The 19041-nt window shown below is 40.6% G+C and carries 16 protein-coding genes; 5 read left to right on the forward strand and 11 right to left on the reverse strand.

Annotation, left to right across the window (positions count from 1 at the left end; all coding sequences use genetic code 11):
* Window positions 1-59 precede the first annotated feature (59 nt).
* The 4 genes from GFH30_RS08995 to cxpE form a co-directional block, all read right to left on the reverse strand.
* The gene (locus GFH30_RS08995) at window positions 60-2453 is read right to left on the reverse strand and encodes a hypothetical protein (protein WP_153389238.1); all 2394 of its coding nucleotides are present in this window, start codon (window positions 2451-2453) and stop codon (window positions 60-62) included.
* 18 nt (window positions 2454-2471) lie between these two features.
* Complete coding sequence (gene rbtA, locus GFH30_RS09000) at window positions 2472-4280, reverse strand: rhombotarget A (RefSeq protein WP_153371911.1); 1809 nt, start codon at window positions 4278-4280, stop codon at window positions 2472-2474.
* A 117-nt stretch (window positions 4281-4397) separates the two neighbouring features.
* Window positions 4398-5102, reverse strand: a complete 705-nt coding sequence (hda, locus tag GFH30_RS09005) for a DnaA regulatory inactivator Hda (RefSeq protein ID WP_153371913.1) — start codon at window positions 5100-5102, stop codon at window positions 4398-4400.
* Between the two features lie 14 nt (window positions 5103-5116).
* Entirely contained in the window at window positions 5117-6337 is a 1221-nt protein-coding gene (gene cxpE / locus GFH30_RS09010) for a chloramphenicol efflux transporter CxpE (RefSeq protein WP_153371915.1), read from the reverse strand.
* A 134-nt stretch (window positions 6338-6471) separates the two neighbouring features.
* Here cxpE and purM point away from each other — a divergent pair, with 134 nt between their 5' ends.
* Complete coding sequence (gene purM, locus GFH30_RS09015) at window positions 6472-7542, forward strand: phosphoribosylformylglycinamidine cyclo-ligase (protein ID WP_153371917.1); 1071 nt, start codon at window positions 6472-6474, stop codon at window positions 7540-7542.
* Window positions 7543-7551: 9 nt separating this feature from the next.
* Window positions 7552-8181 carry a phosphoribosylglycinamide formyltransferase gene (purN, locus tag GFH30_RS09020; RefSeq protein ID WP_153371919.1) on the forward strand — a complete coding sequence of 210 codons (630 nt, stop codon included), beginning with the start codon at window positions 7552-7554 and terminating at the stop codon, window positions 8179-8181.
* A 64-nt stretch (window positions 8182-8245) separates the two neighbouring features.
* Here the strand turns inward: purN and GFH30_RS09025 are convergent, their stop codons facing one another.
* Both GFH30_RS09025 and sppA read right to left on the reverse strand, forming a co-directional pair.
* The gene (locus GFH30_RS09025; protein WP_153371921.1) at window positions 8246-9052 is read right to left on the reverse strand and encodes an alpha/beta fold hydrolase; all 807 of its coding nucleotides are present in this window, start codon (window positions 9050-9052) and stop codon (window positions 8246-8248) included.
* The gene (gene sppA / locus GFH30_RS09030) at window positions 9049-10071 is read right to left on the reverse strand and encodes a signal peptide peptidase SppA (protein WP_153371923.1); all 1023 of its coding nucleotides are present in this window, start codon (window positions 10069-10071) and stop codon (window positions 9049-9051) included. The genes GFH30_RS09025 and sppA overlap by 4 nt, the downstream gene beginning before the upstream one ends.
* 127 nt (window positions 10072-10198) lie before the next feature.
* Between sppA and GFH30_RS09035 the strand changes: the two genes are divergently transcribed.
* Complete coding sequence (locus tag GFH30_RS09035; protein ID WP_153371925.1) at window positions 10199-11173, forward strand: lysophospholipid acyltransferase family protein; 975 nt, start codon at window positions 10199-10201, stop codon at window positions 11171-11173.
* Here the strand turns inward: GFH30_RS09035 and GFH30_RS09040 are convergent.
* The 3 genes from GFH30_RS09040 to GFH30_RS09050 all read right to left on the reverse strand — a co-directional run bounded on the left by GFH30_RS09040 (window position 11145) and on the right by GFH30_RS09050 (window position 15586).
* Window positions 11145-13586, reverse strand: a complete 2442-nt coding sequence (locus GFH30_RS09040; protein ID WP_153371927.1) for a DNA internalization-related competence protein ComEC/Rec2 — start codon at window positions 13584-13586, stop codon at window positions 11145-11147. The two genes, GFH30_RS09035 and GFH30_RS09040, sit on opposite strands and share 29 nt — an antisense overlap.
* A 94-nt stretch (window positions 13587-13680) precedes the next feature.
* A complete protein-coding gene (lolD, locus tag GFH30_RS09045) occupies window positions 13681-14358 on the reverse strand; it encodes a lipoprotein-releasing ABC transporter ATP-binding protein LolD (RefSeq protein WP_153371929.1) in 678 nt (225 codons plus the stop codon).
* A complete protein-coding gene (locus tag GFH30_RS09050) occupies window positions 14351-15586 on the reverse strand; it encodes a lipoprotein-releasing ABC transporter permease subunit (protein ID WP_153371931.1) in 1236 nt (411 codons plus the stop codon). Before GFH30_RS09050 ends, lolD begins: the two co-directional genes overlap by 8 nt.
* 26 nt (window positions 15587-15612) lie before the next feature.
* Here GFH30_RS09050 and GFH30_RS09055 point away from each other — a divergent pair, with 26 nt between their 5' ends.
* Complete coding sequence (locus GFH30_RS09055; RefSeq protein WP_153371933.1) at window positions 15613-16176, forward strand: PilZ domain-containing protein; 564 nt, start codon at window positions 15613-15615, stop codon at window positions 16174-16176.
* Window positions 16177-16195: 19 nt separating this feature from the next.
* Here the strand turns inward: GFH30_RS09055 and GFH30_RS09060 are convergent, their stop codons facing one another.
* Together GFH30_RS09060 and GFH30_RS09065 are read right to left on the reverse strand one after the other, a co-directional pair.
* Window positions 16196-17098, reverse strand: a complete 903-nt coding sequence (locus GFH30_RS09060) for a DMT family transporter (RefSeq protein ID WP_153371935.1) — start codon at window positions 17096-17098, stop codon at window positions 16196-16198.
* Entirely contained in the window at window positions 17099-17572 is a 474-nt protein-coding gene (locus GFH30_RS09065) for a YaiI/YqxD family protein (protein ID WP_153371937.1), read from the reverse strand.
* A gap of 251 nt (window positions 17573-17823) precedes the next feature.
* On the opposite strand from GFH30_RS09065, the gene GFH30_RS09070 reads away from it, so the two are divergent.
* Complete coding sequence (locus tag GFH30_RS09070) at window positions 17824-18756, forward strand: hypothetical protein (RefSeq protein ID WP_153371939.1); 933 nt, start codon at window positions 17824-17826, stop codon at window positions 18754-18756.
* Window positions 18757-19041: the final 285 nt, after the last annotated feature.

The raw sequence follows: 19041 nt of genomic DNA on the forward strand, positions 1-19041 counted from the left end.
ATATAGACATGATCTCTTATAAAAAAAGCCTCTGATGACAGAGGCTTTTTTATTGTGCTTTATTTTTGCATTCGTCGTTGACGATAAGCACCGAGTGCGACTAAACCAAGTAAGCCCCAGATGCCAAATGCACCGCCACCCGAACTACTTTCATTGGTATTCTTCGCAGAATTTTTCAATAAAATTGTCGCTGTATTCGACATTCCGCCATCTTCATCAAAATAATTATACGTTGCTTGATAATCAAATTGGCTTAAATTATTTTTCACTTTAAAGCTAATCTCACCACCATAACACGTGTCACGAATATACTTATCTGGACACGGTCCTTCGCGTTCAGCAGTCATGATTAAACCTGAATCTATTGATTCAAAGCGAATTGGTGTGTCGCTGTAATACGTTTCAGAGCCCGATACTGGTCCATCATCATCAAAATCGTTAGAAAGTGGATTAACCTTAACACTCAGGTTAGATTCTGGATTGATTGTATAGGTGTCATTTTTAGCAACTGGTGCAATATTGACGAAAGAGGCTGATAGTACACCTGAAGAACTTTTAGCACTTGCACCAGTTTTAACAATTTCGGTCAAGGTGTATTCACACAGTTCACTCAACGTTGAATCTGTAGTTTTTCTATCCGTACGATAGAACATAATACGTTTTAGTTCAGGCACCCATTCACATTTTTGTGCAGGATCTGCTTGAGTTGCATAAGGATTATCACTACCTTCAACAATCTGCCCCACACCTTTCGCTCTAACAGTGACCGTATAATTATCAGCATTTAAAGCTTTTAATTTTAGCTCACCATTGCTCGTGGTTTCTTCAACCGGTAAAGCAAGCTCAAATGGATCGATATAAATCGCACGGTATTTTGCATACTTTTTAGTGTTTGCGAGCAATGATTCAACGTCTTTTAACTCAGCTTCAATTTGTAGCAAACTCGATTTGTTTGCATCATCTTTTTGCATCGCTTTTAAACGCTCAATCATGTTTTCATATGCGGTGATTAAATTACTATAAGAAGAATTTTTCAGTGCTGTAATATCTGATGCTGCTAAACGCATCAACTCTACTGAGCCAATGTCACACGAGTTAATTGCAGTGGGATCAAGTATAAGTTTCGTTACAAGTAGACGTGAAAATCCTCGCTGATCGGCTGAATTACAACTTTGATGACCCGCGTCAACGAAATCTGTCTCTGTTCCATGATTAACAGGATAATACAGTGGTAAATACAAGTTATAAGCAGACTCTGCTTTATAGCCTGAAAGATAATGATTAATCGCGGCATTATCCGCCAAGATCATATTTTTTGCTGTCTCTGTTTTTGGTGTCTCTGTTTCAGGAGGTTCTGGTAAGAAGCAATTTGCTGCCAAAGCATTATTGGAAGCCACTAAACTGACATTTTCGCCCTTCGCATCTGTCGCTTTCATACTATAGCGACAATTCTCACCACCATTAAAGGCTAAAATATTTGAAACTAATAATTTGGTTCCAAATTTATCGTAGAGCAAAGTCGATGCCGCATCGTTTTCTACAACAGTATTGCTCACAAGTGAAAGCAATGAACCATCATAAAGTTCACGATTCGGTGTGGAAATATAACTAATAATTGCACCTGTCGCACTATTCGCTTTATTCTTAGCAATTGTACTATTCGAAATTTCAACGCCAGTAGAACCACACACATCAATTGCACTTAAACTGTGAGCATCTCCATTTTCTACAATACTACTTTGAGTGACATTGGTGCTTGACGTCACAGGACTGAATTTCGCATTACAATCCATCGACCATACGCTGCCTTGAGGTGCTTTATTCGCTTTCAGTAATGTGCGGACAATCGATAAAGATTGATTTTGATCACCTGCCGCAAAATAAATAGCACCGCCTTTACCGCCTGCGGTCGAATTTGACACACTAGAATTATAAAGTTCGAGAGACCCACCGATGAATAATGCCCCGCCATTACCACGATCATTACTCGTCACATTTGCCTGACCATTGACCAGAGCAAGGTTATTTAAGGTCAAACTCGCTTTAGTTTGCGACGTGTTAAAGATTCGCGATTGTCCTTTGGCATTGATAGTGGTTTTTAATGCGAGCTGTTTAGGATAATCCCCTTTTAAATCATCTTTTTGTTGCTCATCGAAAGGGAGTTCACCATATAAAATCACGGGCGATGAAGGTGTAAGTTCACCTTGAGTAAGTACATACTCTCCGGCTTCAAGCTGAATATAATCGCGCTGTCCCGGCAAGGTGTTTCCTGCATTACAGCCTGCTACACTCTTGTTTTCATAGGCAGTTTGTATGGCTTGGCGTAATGAACACTTACTTTTATTATCATCATCACTAAAGTTAGTGACTTTAATGATTTTGCTCTCAGCAGCCATTAAGGAAAAGGTCGATAAGAGCCCAACAACAAATAAACTTTTTTTATAGATTTTCATAATGAGTCCGTCATTTTATTATTTTAAGCGTCTTAACATACCCAAACCCAGTAAGATCACTAGCCATCCTAGACCGGTCGATCCACCTGATGTTTTAATTTTATCGCTCACCATGGTGTTATCAGGTTCTTGAACAATGTTCACCCGCACATCTAAATAAGGATCACTCTCTTCAAAGCGTGACGTGGTTGTGACAACACGAAGTGTGAAAGAATCTTCACCATGCCAAGCACTGTTTGGTGTGTAAACTACATTACCATCAAGATCAATCGTCAATTTACCTTTAGATGAAATATGACTCTGCTGTTTAATCGTAATACAGCCATCTTGCCAAACTTCACCCTGCGGTGCAGCACCCACAATACGATTACATTCAGATTTCGGCACCAAGTCACTATCACCTAATGCATCTAAAATTGAGAATTTCGCAATTTCACCGACTTTAAGATCTTGCCCAACTAAGCTTGATGATCTTGGTACGACGATTTCAATCGCACCACGATCACAGCTAATATTGGCAGGTGATGTCGATGGACGTGATTGTTCACGTTGATCCGACCCCATACAAAATAAAGCATGTTCACTCACTGCTGCTTTACCTGTATTAATGATCGGTGATTCTGAAATATTTTGATAATCCAGTGGAATACGTGGACGGAAATACCCTAGAAAACTTTTTTCAGATGCTTTGTATGGACATAAAATTGCTTTGGGCGATTCTGTAATATTTGGACATTTTCCTTCAATGTCATTACCCGCAATCGGGTTGAAATCGAGAGGCAATATCTGATTTTCATAATCTGCTTCACCAGAACCACAGGATGCTGTCACTAGGTTGTTTTGTAAGCGCTTATTTTCACTGGTCACACTGGTTGCAAAACTACAGTTACTATCACTACCACCATTGCTATTTGCCAAGATAATGCTGTTTGCCACAATGCCAAACTTATCCTGAGCGGTAAATACAATACCCGTGCCTTTATTCGCAATGATGGTGGCATTATTAACGGCTACCCCATCAATAATATTTAGGACAGCGCCATTGTTGGCATACAAACTTGAATTATAGATATGACCTTGTGCTGTGTTGAGCAATGCTTGCTCGGTATATAAATTGGCAGAGGCAGTCTGATGTGTGGTGTTTTTACGAACGACTGATTGTGTCATTCTAAGGCTAGGGAAGACGCTATATACTGCACCACCCTGTTGAGCTGTGTTTCCCTCAATCAACGTATTTTTTACTGTAGCTAAGGCGATATCACCCTCTACACCTGCAGTAAAAATTGCTCCACCTTGATTGGCATAACCTGAAGTTAACTTTACATAATCTAGGCTTAAATTGGCATAGTTGAAAATTAGACCACCTTGATCGACCTGACAGCTATTAGTGCCACAGCCTTCTAGCGTTAATTCTTCAAGCTTAACCACTGGTAAATCTTTACTGTCTGCATCAAGCGCCTTTTCAATTTTTAAAATGCGATCTTTACCATCCATTTTAATAATGGCATTAAGCAGCCCCTTATTGACCGTTTGCGTCACATTGGTTTCGTAAGTCGTTTTGATCGTTGCTGACTTATTCAAGACCAACTGACTTTTAATGTTATAGATTTCTTTTTCTTTGAGCAGAATAGAGGTCGTCGAGTTTTCGCCACCACACCCTTTATATCCTTCTTTAGGCATACCTATGTTGACGTAATGAATGGCTTCACGAAGCGAACATTCTTTATCGGCGACATCATTATCAAGTGTGGTCGTTACAATAATATCTGCACTGAAAGCTTGCCCAGCAATACACAGCAAACCCATGCCGATGCTCTGTTTGAGCATGACTTTCTCCTTAATTTTTTATCTATTTTTATTCTTAAGTCGCAAAATCCCTGCAACCTCGAATTATTTTGCCTTACTGTGTCATAGACTGCTGAAATTCTCAACAATTTTTATCATTTATCGATATTCGTCAATCAGTGCATAAATTTGTCGTAAATTGGCATGACTGACTTTGAGTTTTTCGCCCTTAAACAGCTGAATAATTTGTTCTAATGTTTGTAATAATACTGACGCCTGATGTGAGCCATGGTTTAACAAATAATCAAAAATTTGTTGATCTAAATGAATACCACGACGATCAAGAACGGATGAAACCAAACTATAACGATCTGCGTATAAACTCCCATTAGGAACCCGAGTACTCACCGCCTGCGTTAAACGTGATTGTAGATCAGGAAGTTCGAGTTTAAGTTCAATCGGTGCAAAACGAGATGAAAACACCAATTGCCCTCCACCTTCATTGTTATAATTAATTAGGTGAAATACTGCTCTTTGCCAATGTGGTACGCCACTGATGGCTTCAATATCATCTAAAGCCACTAAATCATATTGATCAAGGGAACTAATGGCTTCAGTGGGTGCATCTAAAAGTTCCAATAAAGAAACTTTAATCGCTGACTTACCCACTTCTAAATAAGAATCACAAATGGCAGACAACAGGTGACTTTTACCTGAGCCTGCACCGCCATACACATAAAAGCGACTAATCAAGCCTGTATGCAGTTGACGAATGGCATCAATCACATGTCCCCAACCCGGACCTGAAAAATCACTAATTCGGGCATCGAGCTGAGGTTCTATGTCTAATTGCAATTGACGCATATTAAGGTAACGCCCTATTCATCAAGTGGTGAGTTTGGATTCATCTTAGCTTTTTTTTCATCAACTTGCAGTGATTTTGCTGATGAAGATTTCATTTCAATCTCTACATCAATCTCATCACTCTCAATATTGATTGTACCCGGTGTCGCAGCTTGAATCATGGTTTGACGTGGTGCGTATAAAGCACTCCGCTCATACCATTCTTTTAAATGCCGCAATAAAACAACAATTACAGCAGCCACGGGTAATGCAATCAGCATGCCGAGGAATCCACCTAATTGCGCACCCGCAAGCACTGCAAAAACGACAGCAACTGGCGATAGCCCAATTTTATCACCCAATAAGAACGGTTGCAGAATATAACCTTCTATGGCTTGACCCACCATAAATACAACAATCACTAAGATGATTTGCATCCAATCCAAACCAAATTGGAACAATGTGGCAATCATGGCTGCAATAATACCGACAGCAAAACCTAGATAAGGAATGATACTAGCCAAGCCAGCGACCATACCAATGATTAAACCAACCTCAACGCCAATCAGTTGTAGACCAACCGCATAGACAATACCCAGCAGAACCATCACCAAGAATTGACCTTTAACAAAGGCACCTAAAACCGAGTGACATTCACCCACAATTTTCATCGTTTCAGGTTCATATTGACGCGGGATCAGTCCACGTAAATTGTCGAGCATTCGCCCCCAATCGAGCAAGAAATAGAAGGCAATAATCGGAATTAAAACCACGACACCACCGATCTGCAAGAAGTTCAATCCAGACTGCGCGACTTTCATTGCCATGGCTTGAATACTGTCAGCGCTGTAGTTGGTCTGCACATAATCCATCACTGCAATCGTGATTTGATTGGTATCAATTTCCATGGGAACAAGGTTAAAAGTTTGAGATACCCAAGGAAGTAAATTATAATTAATCCAATGAATACCTTCAGGAATATGCGACTTTGCATACATGAGCTGTTGCCATACCAATGGCACTAGATACCAAAGTGCCAAGGTGAGTACCACACCAATGCCGATAAACACACAGCTAATTGATAACCAACGTGGCAAACCCATATGATGTAGTCGATCGACCAGTGGGCTAAATAAATAAGCCACTAAAAAGGCACCAACAAATGGCAATAAAACGGGTTTAAGCAAATACAAAACCCAAACGATCAACGCAATTCCTGCGAGGATAAAAATACGACGCAAAGTACGATCTACCATAGAGTCTCGCCTTTTTTCAATGAATCATTATAAAAAGTAAAATATTTCAATAAAGATAGCATTTTAGGGCATAAATAACATAAGAGTTTCGTATATTCAGGTTATAATCCCCGCGCGAATGCGGAGACTTCATTATGAGCAACTCAACTTCTACCCCAAACACTGGTTTAAGCTACAAAGATGCAGGTGTCGATATTGAAGCGGGCGACTTATTAGTCGATCGAATCAAATCTGTCGCTAAGCGTACCAAACGTCCTGAAGTGATGGGCGGACTCGGCGGCTTCGGTGCCCTTTGTAAAATTCCTAAAGGTTATGAAGAACCTGTTCTCGTATCTGGCACGGATGGTGTAGGTACAAAACTACGTTTAGCATTGAATTTGAACCGTCATGACACGATTGGTCAGGACTTGGTGGCAATGTGCGTAAACGATCTTTTGGTTTGTGGTGCTGAACCATTATTCTTCCTCGACTACTATGCAACAGGTCACTTAAATGTTGATGTTGCAGCCAATGTAGTGACTGGTATTGGCGCAGGGTGTGAACTTGCAGGTTGTGCCTTAGTCGGTGGTGAAACTGCTGAAATGCCGGGGATGTATGAAGGCGAAGATTACGATCTTGCAGGCTTCTGTGTCGGTGTGGTTGAGCAAAGCAAAATTATTGATGGCTCTAAAGTTAAAGCAGGTGATGTTCTGATTGGTGTTGCATCTTCAGGTGCACACTCAAATGGTTACTCATTACTTCGCAAAATTTTAGATGTAAAAAATGTTGATTTAAACCAAATCATTGATGGTCGTCCACTTGCTGATGTCGCAATGGAACCAACACGCATTTATGTCAAATCAATTCTTGAATTATTAAAACATGTTGATGTTCACGCAATGGCGCACATCACGGGTGGCGGTCTACCCGGTAACTTACCTCGCGTATTGCCGAATGGTGCTCAAGCCATTGTCAACGAATCATCTTGGCAGTGGCCTGCACTATTCCAACTTCTACAAAAAGAAGGTGGTGTTGAACAGTTCGAAATGTATCGTACCTTTAACTGTGGTGTTGGTATGGTGCTTGTGGTTGATGCAAATGATGCAGAGCAAGCCGTTGAGTTGTTAAACCAACTGGGCGAAAAAGCATGGAATATGGGTCACATTGCAGATAATGCTGAATCTGTTGAAGGTGCAGACGAAAAAATCCGTGTGATTTTTGCATAAGCCCATACCATGATTAAAATTGCTGTACTTGTTTCAGGCAGTGGTTCTAACCTGCAAGCCTTGATTGATGCCAATCTATCAGGGCAGATTGTTGGGGTGATTTCCAATAAGCCTGAAGCTTACGCTTTAGAGCGTGCAAAAAATGCAGCTATTGCAACGGCTGTCATTGAACACAAACACTTCCCACATCGCGAAGCATTTGATGATGTCATGCATCAGCAATTGCTCGCTTGGGATGTTGATTTGGTAGTACTTGCAGGCTTTATGCGAATTTTGAGTGCGAAATTCGTTAAAGCATGGCAAGGGAAAATGGTGAATATCCACCCTTCTCTATTGCCTTATTATAAAGGTATGCATACTCATCAACGTGTCCTAAACACAGGTGATCGCTTGCATGGTTGCACAGTGCATTATGTCACTGCGGAACTTGATGCAGGTCAAGCCTTGGCACAAGGTGTAATTCAAGTTGGTGTACATGATACTGCTGAGACTCTAGCCACTCGAGTGCATCATCTTGAGCATCTGATCTATCCACAAGTTGTGGAGTCGATCTGTACCCAGACAATTCAATACACAGACAATGGTGTGTTGTTCAAGGGTCGTCCAATGGCTGAACCCATGCAATTCTGCAAGTTTTAATCAAATTTTAGCAATAAAAAAACGCATCCTCGGATGCGTTTTTTTATTGCTTCAGAGATTACACCTATGCAGACTGACGTTTGGCAATCAGTTGTTTAAGCAAGGCTACAATCTCGAATGGGCGTTCTAAGGGGAACATATGCCCACCTTCAACCACCGTATACTCAATACCAAATTTCTGCTTAATCATTTTTGGGAAACCCGGTTTAAGGAAAGGTCCTTTCTCTGCAACCACCAAATGCATTGGCACTTGTGGCTTCGGCTGCGGTAACCACCACAATGAAGGATTGGTTCTAAAAATATTGACTTCATCCATTTTTGGAATAGTCAGTTGCACACCACCACGAATCGGATCTTCTGTTAAAGCATGATCAATATACGCTTGAAAACACTCGGCATCGAAATCCTGATAAAAACCTTTAGGACGCAATAACTCAGCCGCTTGCTCACGCGACTCCCAATGATCACGACGGCGTAAAGACAATGCTGCCGGCGACATGGTATCCACAAGTTTCAGCTTCAATACTTTGGCAATATGCATACCAAAAGCATGCACACCCATAATTAAAGGTGGATCAAGCATAATTACTTGTTCAAATAACTCAGGACGTTTTAAAGCTGCTTGAAACGATAACACAGCACCAAGTGAATGCCCGATCGCAATCACTTTGCGCCCTTGGGATTGTTGCACAATACTATCAATGACTTGTTGCGTTAGACTCTTCCAATGATTATCAATTGGATAACGATGATCAGGCCCAAGTAACGGCGTATAGATCAAATCAAAGTCATCAGCAAGTGCATCAAACAGCTTTTGATAGACTTTTGATGGCACACCATTGGCGTGCGCGAAATGAATTAATGCTTTCATTGTAATTTCGTATTATTTTCAGACTGGATCTGATTTGAAATTGAAGCGGCAATACCCTCACCAAAAGATGCACCCATACGACCTAAAATCGATTCAAGCGGATTATGCTCAATGGTATAGTTCAATGCTTTTTCAGTTTTCAATTCACGTTTCAGGGTTTGTAGACTACCGGTACGATCTGCAATACCCAATGCTACAGCTTGCTCACCTGTCCAGAAAAGACCAGAGAAAATCGCAGGGTCCTGTGATTTTAGCTTGGTACCACGACCTTGTTTGACTGCATTGATAAAGTGACTATGGACATTATCCAAAACACCTTGAACATGAGCTTTTTGCGCAGCATCCACAGGTTGTGTCATCGATAAAAGCGCTTTATTTTCGCCTGAAGTCATGGTGCGGTCTTCAACCCCAAGTTTTTGCATCAGGTTGTTGACCCCATAGTTTGGCATAATCACACCAATTGAACCGACAAGGCTCGATGGATTAACAATAATTTCATCAGCAGCTGAGGCAATATAATAAGCACCCGAAGCGCCTGTATCACCAATCACAGCATAAAGTTTTTTATTGGGATATTCTTTTTTCAAATAGCGAATTTCTTGCCAAATTTCATCAGATTGAACAGGCGATCCACCCGGTGAGTTAATGTTAAGCACTACAGCTTTACTGTCTTTATTGGCAAAGGCTTTTTTTAGCGCTTTATTGGTATTGCTACTGTTTACACTTTGCTTATCTGCAGCAATCGTACCAATCACATCCACAACCGCAAGATGAGAACCTGATGTTGTGGTGGCATCATTTGAGCTCGTACTACAGCTTTTGCCCAAGGCAAGAATAATAAATAACAAATATGCGAAGGTCAGAAATTTGAAGAAAATTCCCCAACGGCGCGCTCGGCGCTGTTCTTCTACAGAAGATAAGACTGCTTTCTCAAGCAACTTCCATTCAGGCCCTGTGGGCTCGGTAGGTTTTTGAATATTATGCGTTTGATTTTCAGTTTTTGGTGGCCAATCGGACATAAATAATCCAAGAATCAAGTGATATTGTCGTCATTATATACATGGATTTCTTAAAATCTGTCTAAACTACGTGTTTTCACTTATAATAATTTTAATTAAATCATCATTCCGCGACTAAAAAGATTCAATGAACGATCAAGGATCAAAGAATTCACTGTACGGTTTATTGAATTTTACAAGCCGTTTGCCGCTTCAACTTTTACGTGGTTTTGCACGTGGGCTTGCAGCATTTATTAATGTTTTTGGTATTTCAAAAACATCGAATCATATTCGCCTGAATTTAAAGATTTGTTTGCCTGAACTTTCTGAGCAAGAACGCGAGCGCATCACGCGCCAAGCGATTCAAAACGAACTGATTTCTTATTTTGAGTTTTTTAATATTTGGGGCTCAAGCAATCAAAAAAATATTGCGCGCATTCAACATATTTCAGGTGAACAGCTGATACACGATGCTTTAGCGGCTCAAAAAGGTTTGGTATTGATCGTACCGCATTTTGGTACATGGGAAATCATGAATGCGTATATCGCACAATTTACTTCCATGACCATCATGTATAAACCCGTAAAAGATGAATCGGCTGATCGTTTCGTACGTGAAGCGCGTAGTCGAGAAAATGCCCATTTAGTACCAACCGATGAATCTGGCGTGCGGCAAATTTTTAAAGCGTTGAAACAAGGTGGAACGACGGTCATTTTGCCTGATCATACCCCACATGTGGGCGGTGAATATATTCCTTATTTTGGGGTTCCTTTAGCGACCAGTAATTTAAGTGCCAAACTTATTCAAAAAACCAAAGCCAAAGTTTTATTCTTATATGCCAAGCGTAATCAAACCCAAGGTTTTGATATGTTTGTCGAACCCATTGATGAGCAAATTTACACTTGCGATGCGAATCAAGGCACACATATTATTTTAAACGCTTTAGAAACATTAATTCATCGCTACCCGGAACACTACCATTGGAGTTATAAACGCTTCAAAGCCAATCCAGAGATTGGCAATATCTACGACATTAGCCCTGACGAAGCACTACAGCGAATTAACACCCTGCGTGAAAAAGCAAAAAATCAGGCTAATTTAGAGTCATCGTCTTACGATTAAGCCAGCGCTGTTCATTGCGTTGCATATTGAGCTGTAAAACCGAGCCTTGCATTTTGAAGTGAATACTACCTGCCTCTGCCGTGTTCAGTAAGGGAATATTCAAATCTTTTAATCGTTGCTGTGTTAAGGGACTTGGATGGCGATAACGGTTAAATTTTCCGGCTGAAGCAATCGCAAGTTTAGGTTTGTAATACTCTAAAAAATCATAAGCCGAACTATTGTGACTACCATGATGCCCAAGCACCAAGACATCCACTTTTAAATCTGGATAATGCTGTAATAGTTCAAATTCTGTTTGCCAACCCGCGTCTCCCATTAATAAGAAATATTGATATGGCCCTTGATTGGGAATGTAAACATGCAATACACACGACATTTCATTTTTATTAAAATTTCGCGGTTTATGCTCGTATTGCGCTGGAGATAAGACCTGTATCTGCACCTGCTCACTTAAATTCAATCGTTGCCCTCGATAGCAAAGTTGAAAACGTGAACGCGCTGCTGTCGATATAAATTCATTGGCATACACATGATTCACTTTAAGCTGATGCTTAATCGATTCATATCCTCCACTATGATCTTGATCTAAATGGGTCAGTAATAAATGATCCAGCTTTGCGACACCATTCACGGATAAAAATGGCAAGATAATTTGCTGACCCACACTAAATTTTTCTTCATCATAATAACCACCCGTATCGACCAACATATTAGATATCGTGTCTTGAATAAAAATAGATTGCCCTTGCCCGACATCTAAGATTGAAAGCTGAATATCCTGTTGATGATTCGGCATGATTAATGGAAAGAGTGCAATCGCTGCCCAAGATTTAGGCAAGATGCCTCTCGGTACAAATAGAATTATTAAGCCTAATATCGATAACAGAACCATCCAGCTGTTCATTGCCATGGGAATCAGTTTGGGTGCAAATAAACGATCAATAAAGTTTAATAAGCCAATGAGGAGCTGCATAAACAGATCATTAAGCTGAAAGATCAAACTCGATAAAGGTTCGGAAATAAAAAAGAGCAACGCTGCTAAAATATCAAGTGGAACGATGATCAGACCAATCCAAGGAATTGCAATGAGATTACTCAAAGGTGTAATCCATGCCACTTGTTTAAAGAAAATGATCATTAAGGGAAACAATGCTAAAAAGATTTTCCACTGCGATTCGACCAAGACTTTTAAACCCAAATACAGCTTATCCCGCACACTTAAAAAGTCTTGCTGTGGTTGCTGCTGTAAAGTTTGATAAATACGGAGCAAGACAAAACATGCGCCATAGGACAGCCAAAAAGCGGCAGATAAAATACTAAAAGGATCGAACAGTAACAATATGGCAGCGCTGTAAAGAAGCAGTTTAATGGGCTGAAGCTGTTGTTGAATAAGCAGTGCCAAACTAATGATAAACGTTATCAAAAAAGTGCGCATGGCTGGAATTTCAAAGCCAACAAAAGCGCAGTACAAAAAGACACAGGCTAAAAATGGAATGCAGAGTAAATATTGCCGTGGCCAACGCAGAAAAATCGAAGGCCATTGTTTTGCGAAAAACCATTGCAATGACAAACAAACCATAAAAGCAAAAATCACCACATGTGGCCCTGAAATTGCCAGTAAATGACTCATCCCAAAACGTTGAAATTGTTGCTGCGTGGTTTTAGAGAGTAGGCTTTTATCACCTGTGAGTAATGCAAGTAATAAACCTTTTTGCCGAATCGGTTGTCGAATTAAAAAGCCACGTAGCTCAGATCGTTTACTTTCAACCCACAGTCTAAAATGGGCAGTAAGAGAATTTTGTGCGCTGACATGGCGGCTATATCCGAGCTGATAGACCTGTTGTGGGCTCAGTAACTCAGCATGTTTTACCCGAAATCCAGCCATGATATTTTGTTCGATATACCATTTCTCGACATCAAATGCGCCTGGCGTTGCATAAGCTTGTGCAGGTCGAACTTCGCCGTGTAAGCGATAATATTGTCCAAGCTTCAGCTCAGGCATATTTTGCAAATGAGTAGGCTCGGCTTTAATCGAAGCCATCCATTGCACATGTGAACCGTCGATATTCAATACATCAATGGGCTGTTGAAGGCTATTCTCTGACCATCGATCCAAATGTTTGACATACGCAATAATATCTCGTTGACTCACCTCATGTTCGACATGCATAAGTCTCTGATTCAGCGCGTGGTTGGAATAAGCGTGCCCTAATATAAATGCAAACACAAAACTGCCCAAAGCAACTAAAAATTTAAACTTGGCTGTATGAAGTGGGGTATGAAAAAAACGGAAGAATAGAAACCACATACAGATCAGTGACATTACCTGCATGGCTGAGCATTCGATGTAAAGATGGCTTTTCCCCATCATCGCTAGACCTAAAATCCAGCCTAGACATAAGCATTGCAGCATTTTTTTATGATTCTATTTTGCTTTTTATTTTAGCTTATAATAAAGCCCACCGAGGTGGGCTTCAATAAAAGGCGATCATTCCATTAATGAGAACTTAAACCCACACGCCATCTTGCATATGTAAAATTGAATCTGCGGACTGTGCGAGCTGTTCATCATGGGTCACAATGAGCATCGCCATATTAAATTCACGACGTAAATCCGACAATAACTCAAAAATTTTGACCGCTGTTTTACGGTCCAAATTCCCGGTTGGTTCATCTGCCATCATCAGTTTAGGACGACCGACTAAAGCACGTGCCAAAGCCACACGTTGACGCTCACCACCAGACAACTCTCCCGGTTGATGGGTCAAACGATGTGATAAACCCACACGCTCAAGTAGATATTCCGCCTGTTGTTTGGCTTCTTTAAATTTGGTGTCTTTACGGAGCATGAGTGGCATTGCGACATTTTCAAGCGCGGTAAATTCTGGCAATAAATGATGGAATTGATAAACAAAGCCCAAATGCGCATTCCGTACATAGCCACGTTCAGCTTCTGACAAGGTATCAAAACGCTGTCCATTCACCATGACTTGACCCGATGTCGGACGATCTAGACCACCCAAAACATGCAGTAAAGTACTTTTACCTGAACCACTTGAACCCACAATAGAGACAAACTCACCCGCTTTGACTTGCAGTGAAATCCCACGAATCACATCCACTTTTGATTTACCATCAGTGAATGATTTTTGGATGTCTTGCGCCTCTAAAATGATATTACTCATAACGCAAAGCCTCCGCAGGTTGAATTTTTGCTGCACGTAATGCTGGATAAATCGTTGCGACAAAACTTAAAGCCAATGACAAACCCACGATCACAAGTACATCTTGCCATCTTAAATAAGACGGTAAGTAGTTGATAAAGTAAGCATCGAACATATGTAAGCCAAGCGAATTATTCAACCAACCAATAAATCCGCTAATACCGGTGGCAGCAATAATGCCGAGAATCGCACCCGCACATGTGCCAATCACACCAATAACAGTACCTTGCACCATGAAGATTTTAGTGATTGTTGCTGGTGAAGCACCAAGCGTACGTAAAATCGCGATGTCTGATTTTTTATCCGTTACTACCATCACCAATGAAGACACGATATTAAAGGCAGCGACCAGTACAATAAGGAATAGCAGCAAGCTCACCATGGCTTTTTCCATTTGAATGGCACTGAACAAATTACCGTGGGTATAAGTCCAATCTGATGCGTAGAAGTTAGCAGGTAAATCAGACACGATGTCACGTGATACTTGTGGTGCAAGGAAAATATCATCCAACTTCATACGCACACCCTGCGCACCGTCTGGTAGACGTAGCAAAGTAGCTGCATCGTTCAAAGCGATATAACCCATCATCGAATCTACTTCAGCACCAATACTGAAAATACCAACCACTTTAAAACGCTTAAAGCGCGGTACAACACCTGCAGGAGAAGGTGTTGCTTCAGGTAAGACTAAAGTAATACTGTCATTTAGCCCCAGACCTAAGGCATCGGTTAATTGTTTACCGAGTACAATTCCGAATTCACCTTTTTTCAGGCTATCGATGCTACCTTCGACCATATGATTTTGAATGATTGAGACTTTCTTTTCATAGTTGGGCTCAATCCCGGTCACCATAATGCCAGACACTTGTCCTTGAGCGGTCAACATTCCTTGCAATTGCGTGAACGGTGCCGCACCTTGAACGTGTTCATGTTGTTCAATTTTCTTTGCAAGTTCCGGCCAATTTGGTAAAATTTGTGTTGAAGAAACAGTCGCTTGGGGAACCATCCCCAATACTCTATTCTTTAACTCTCGGTCAAAGCCGTTCATGACAGATAATACTGTAATCAGAACAGCCACGCCTAGCGTGAGACCGATCATAGATACCAAAGCAATAAAAGAGATGAAGTGGTTACTACGCCGTGCGCGAGTATATTTCAACCCTATATACAGCGAGATTGGTTTGAACATAACCATCTAGTCCGAGGTAATAAATAATGGAAAATGTACAGCATCAAAACGTTTCTACGGAAAGACGCGTGATGTCACGTATCGATGCTGCCTTACGAATTAATTATCAGATTATTTCCGATGATGTTGCTTTAAATGATCCTTACGATCCTAACTTCGTATTGCCTCGCTATTTTCTACTACTTGCAGAATTAGATCAATTTGATCACGCGTTAAACTACGAATTAGAACAATTATCTGAAAAAGATCAACAAATTGCTCGAATCTTATCCTTATTCAACCAAAAGTTAAACCTTATTACTGGTTCTTTGTATGACGCGATTGTACAAAGCATGTTACCTGTACCTGAGCAAGTCAACTTTTCAGAAACAGGATTTAGCTTCTTTACCGATCGTCCGATCACTGAAGGTGCCTATATTCACGTGACCTTAAGCCACCCTGAAAACTTCTTTCATGTCGCAGCAACCGCACAAGTGGTCTATAGCCGCGAAGAAGAAAATAATAAGTTCCGTACAGGTGCTTACTTTATTACGCTGCATCCGCAAGATCGCGCGAAATTAGGCGAATGTGTCAAAGCAGGCTTTGCTTAAAAGCGTCTGTCACATGTTGTTATGGGCGGGTATGAATACTCGCCTTAATTTCTTTTAGGAAATATAAAACCAAGCCGCTCAGTAAAATCACCACACCGACAAACGCCAAACCTGACAACTTCTCATCATTGAGCAACGAGCCAATAATTAAAGCAATGACCGGTGTTAATACTGTGGTTAAAGACAATGTCGACGGTTTAATATTTTTGACCAATTTAAAATAACAGAACATCGCAATTAACGATGCCATAATGACTGCATACCCTAAACCAAATAAAGATTTCGCATGGGGCATTTCTGTTGGCGCAAACTGCCAAATAAACGGCAGCATGGCAGCAGCAAAAATCACGGAGATACTGATCGAACCTGCCGCTTGTGCCATCGGATCCATCGGTGCATTAATCTTTTTCACCCAAAACATTGACGCGCAATAAACCAAAACGCTCATTAAAGCCAAGCCAATGCCAATCGGTTGAATATGGTGATCGCTGCCACCTAAACAAATGACCGCTAATCCGACCACAGCAATTGCCATACCTAGCCATTGATTCAACGCCAGCTTAAGATTAAAAACAAAACGACCAATTAAACCGGTAATAATCGGTGCTAAACCGAACATTAAAGCAATAATGCCTGAGCTTAAATAATAGGTTGACCAATAGATAAAAATTTGCGAACCGATAAAACTGCACGCCCCTGCCACATAGCTTTGTAAAGACAATTTATCGCGGGGGAAATGAACTTTAAATATCCACAGCAAAGCGAAGGCGAATGGCAATGCTAAAAAAAAGCGCAGTGACAAAGCCCACATGGGATGTAAATCTGCCACGCTCCAAACAATGGCGAGTGGCGTAGTTGCCCAAATCAATACCAAAAGTGCATAGGTGAATATGATATTGTTTTGTGATGGTACTGTATTCAACTAAAGCCCTGCTGTTTTACGTTTCTGTTTTTGAATAGTTTGATCTAATGCACTTGAGAATTCGCGTTTATCCCGCTCTGAAATGGGCGGTGGACCACCAGTCTGCACCCCTGCGCTGCGCAACGTATCCATAAAATCACGCAGATGCAAACGTGCTTTGACATTGGCAGTGGTATAAATTTCACCGCGTGGATGAATCGCAATCCCACCATTTTCAATGACTTCAGCTGCCAATGGAATATCTTGAGTCATGACAATATCATGCGGCTTCATACGGCGAATAATCTCTTTATCCGCAGCATCTGCACCACTCATGACTTGAATCGAATTAATCCGAACTGACGGTGTAATACCCACCGACTGATTGGCAACAAAGGTTACTTCAAGTTGATAACGATCAGAGGCACGAATAATCACTTCACGTAAAATTCGTGGCAATGCGTCTGCATCGACCCATAATTTAAATGGCAGCACTCAATTTTCCAAAGACTTACAGAGTATTTTATTTTAGCAAACTCAGCCCATGAAGGCGTTGTCTAATTGCATCTAAACATGTTCAGAACGCTGTGTTGTTTGTTCTTAAATTGAGGGGATGATGCTTGCTCAATCAGCTCAGCATTAACAGTCCTATAAATGCGCATTAATTTAAAATTCGTGTATAGACTTGAAAAATCGAAATAACCCTCGATTAACTATAAATAAGCAACCTAAGATCACTTGTGCATATGAAAAATCAAAATAGCCCAGAGATTGTCACTATTGATGATCAAAACTTCGGTAGTCATGTTGAACATTGGAATTTGCTTACAGAAAATCCCAATACGGATGTACCTAAGTGGTTAGGTTTGGCGTTGAATGCGCCTGTCATGCCAATGGGTATTTGCACACAAGAATGCGAGATGGATGAATCGACTTGGCTCATTCAAGGACCGAAAAAAGCGGCTGTGCAACTGTCACAAGTCATTGCGGTAGACAATAATAAACCTCAGTCTGTCAAAACGGCGTTTCCAAGTTTTGAAAGCCCTTATAAAGTTCAAGCCAATATTGAACGGATTATTACCTGCAAAACCAATACACAAGCGGTTCTACGCTTAAATTTAGGCATGAACAATATCATTTATGCCTTCGATAATTTATACAGCGTCAATCATGCCCACTATGACAAAAACCAAAAATACACCGTCAATTTAAATGCTTGGGCATACGAGCTTGAAGCCGTGGCGGATCATGAACATCTAGTGGTCGATGACCCTGCCTCAATTAAACATCATCGTGCTTTAAATGATATTTTGGCAGCCAATGACGGCGTTGCACCTGCCAACTTGCAAGAGCAAATTGATGCTTGGCAACCGAAAAATGAAGATGATAAAGCTCCTGTGACGGTCGATTTTTCAAAAATGGTTGCTTATTTATATGGTGAAACCATTGGGCAAGAAGATGAAGCATGGTTCCAAGGCAATATCGTTGGTAAAAGCAGTATGCAATTTATGGATCAAGACTACTGTTTATATGATGTCGCATTGATTCATGACGAAGGACAAGCGGCAACTTTAATTCGTATTGCGACACGCGATCCAAAATTTAAAGATTTCCAAATTGGTCAATATATTCGCGGTAACTTATGGATTCAAGCCAGCATTTATAGCACTGCATCTTAAGTCGCCTGTTAAGCATGAAATGAAGGAGATATTCATAGTAAATGGATCTCTCCTTTTTTTTGGACATCAATATACTTAGACCTGATTTTAGGCTGATGATTATTTACCCACAAACTCGTCTATTTTCCGCACAAATTAAATTCAAAAAATTAATACAGTTATCCACAATTTTAAATTTAATAAATTCATCTTTTAAAATAACTTAATCTCTAACTTTGTGTTTAAAGAGTACATGAATTGCTGATGCCACTGCTGTTGTCAGGCTGATTTCGATCTTTATTCTAG

Source organism: Acinetobacter wanghuae, from assembly GCF_009557235.1.
Classification (GTDB): domain Bacteria; phylum Pseudomonadota; class Gammaproteobacteria; order Pseudomonadales; family Moraxellaceae; genus Acinetobacter; species Acinetobacter wanghuae.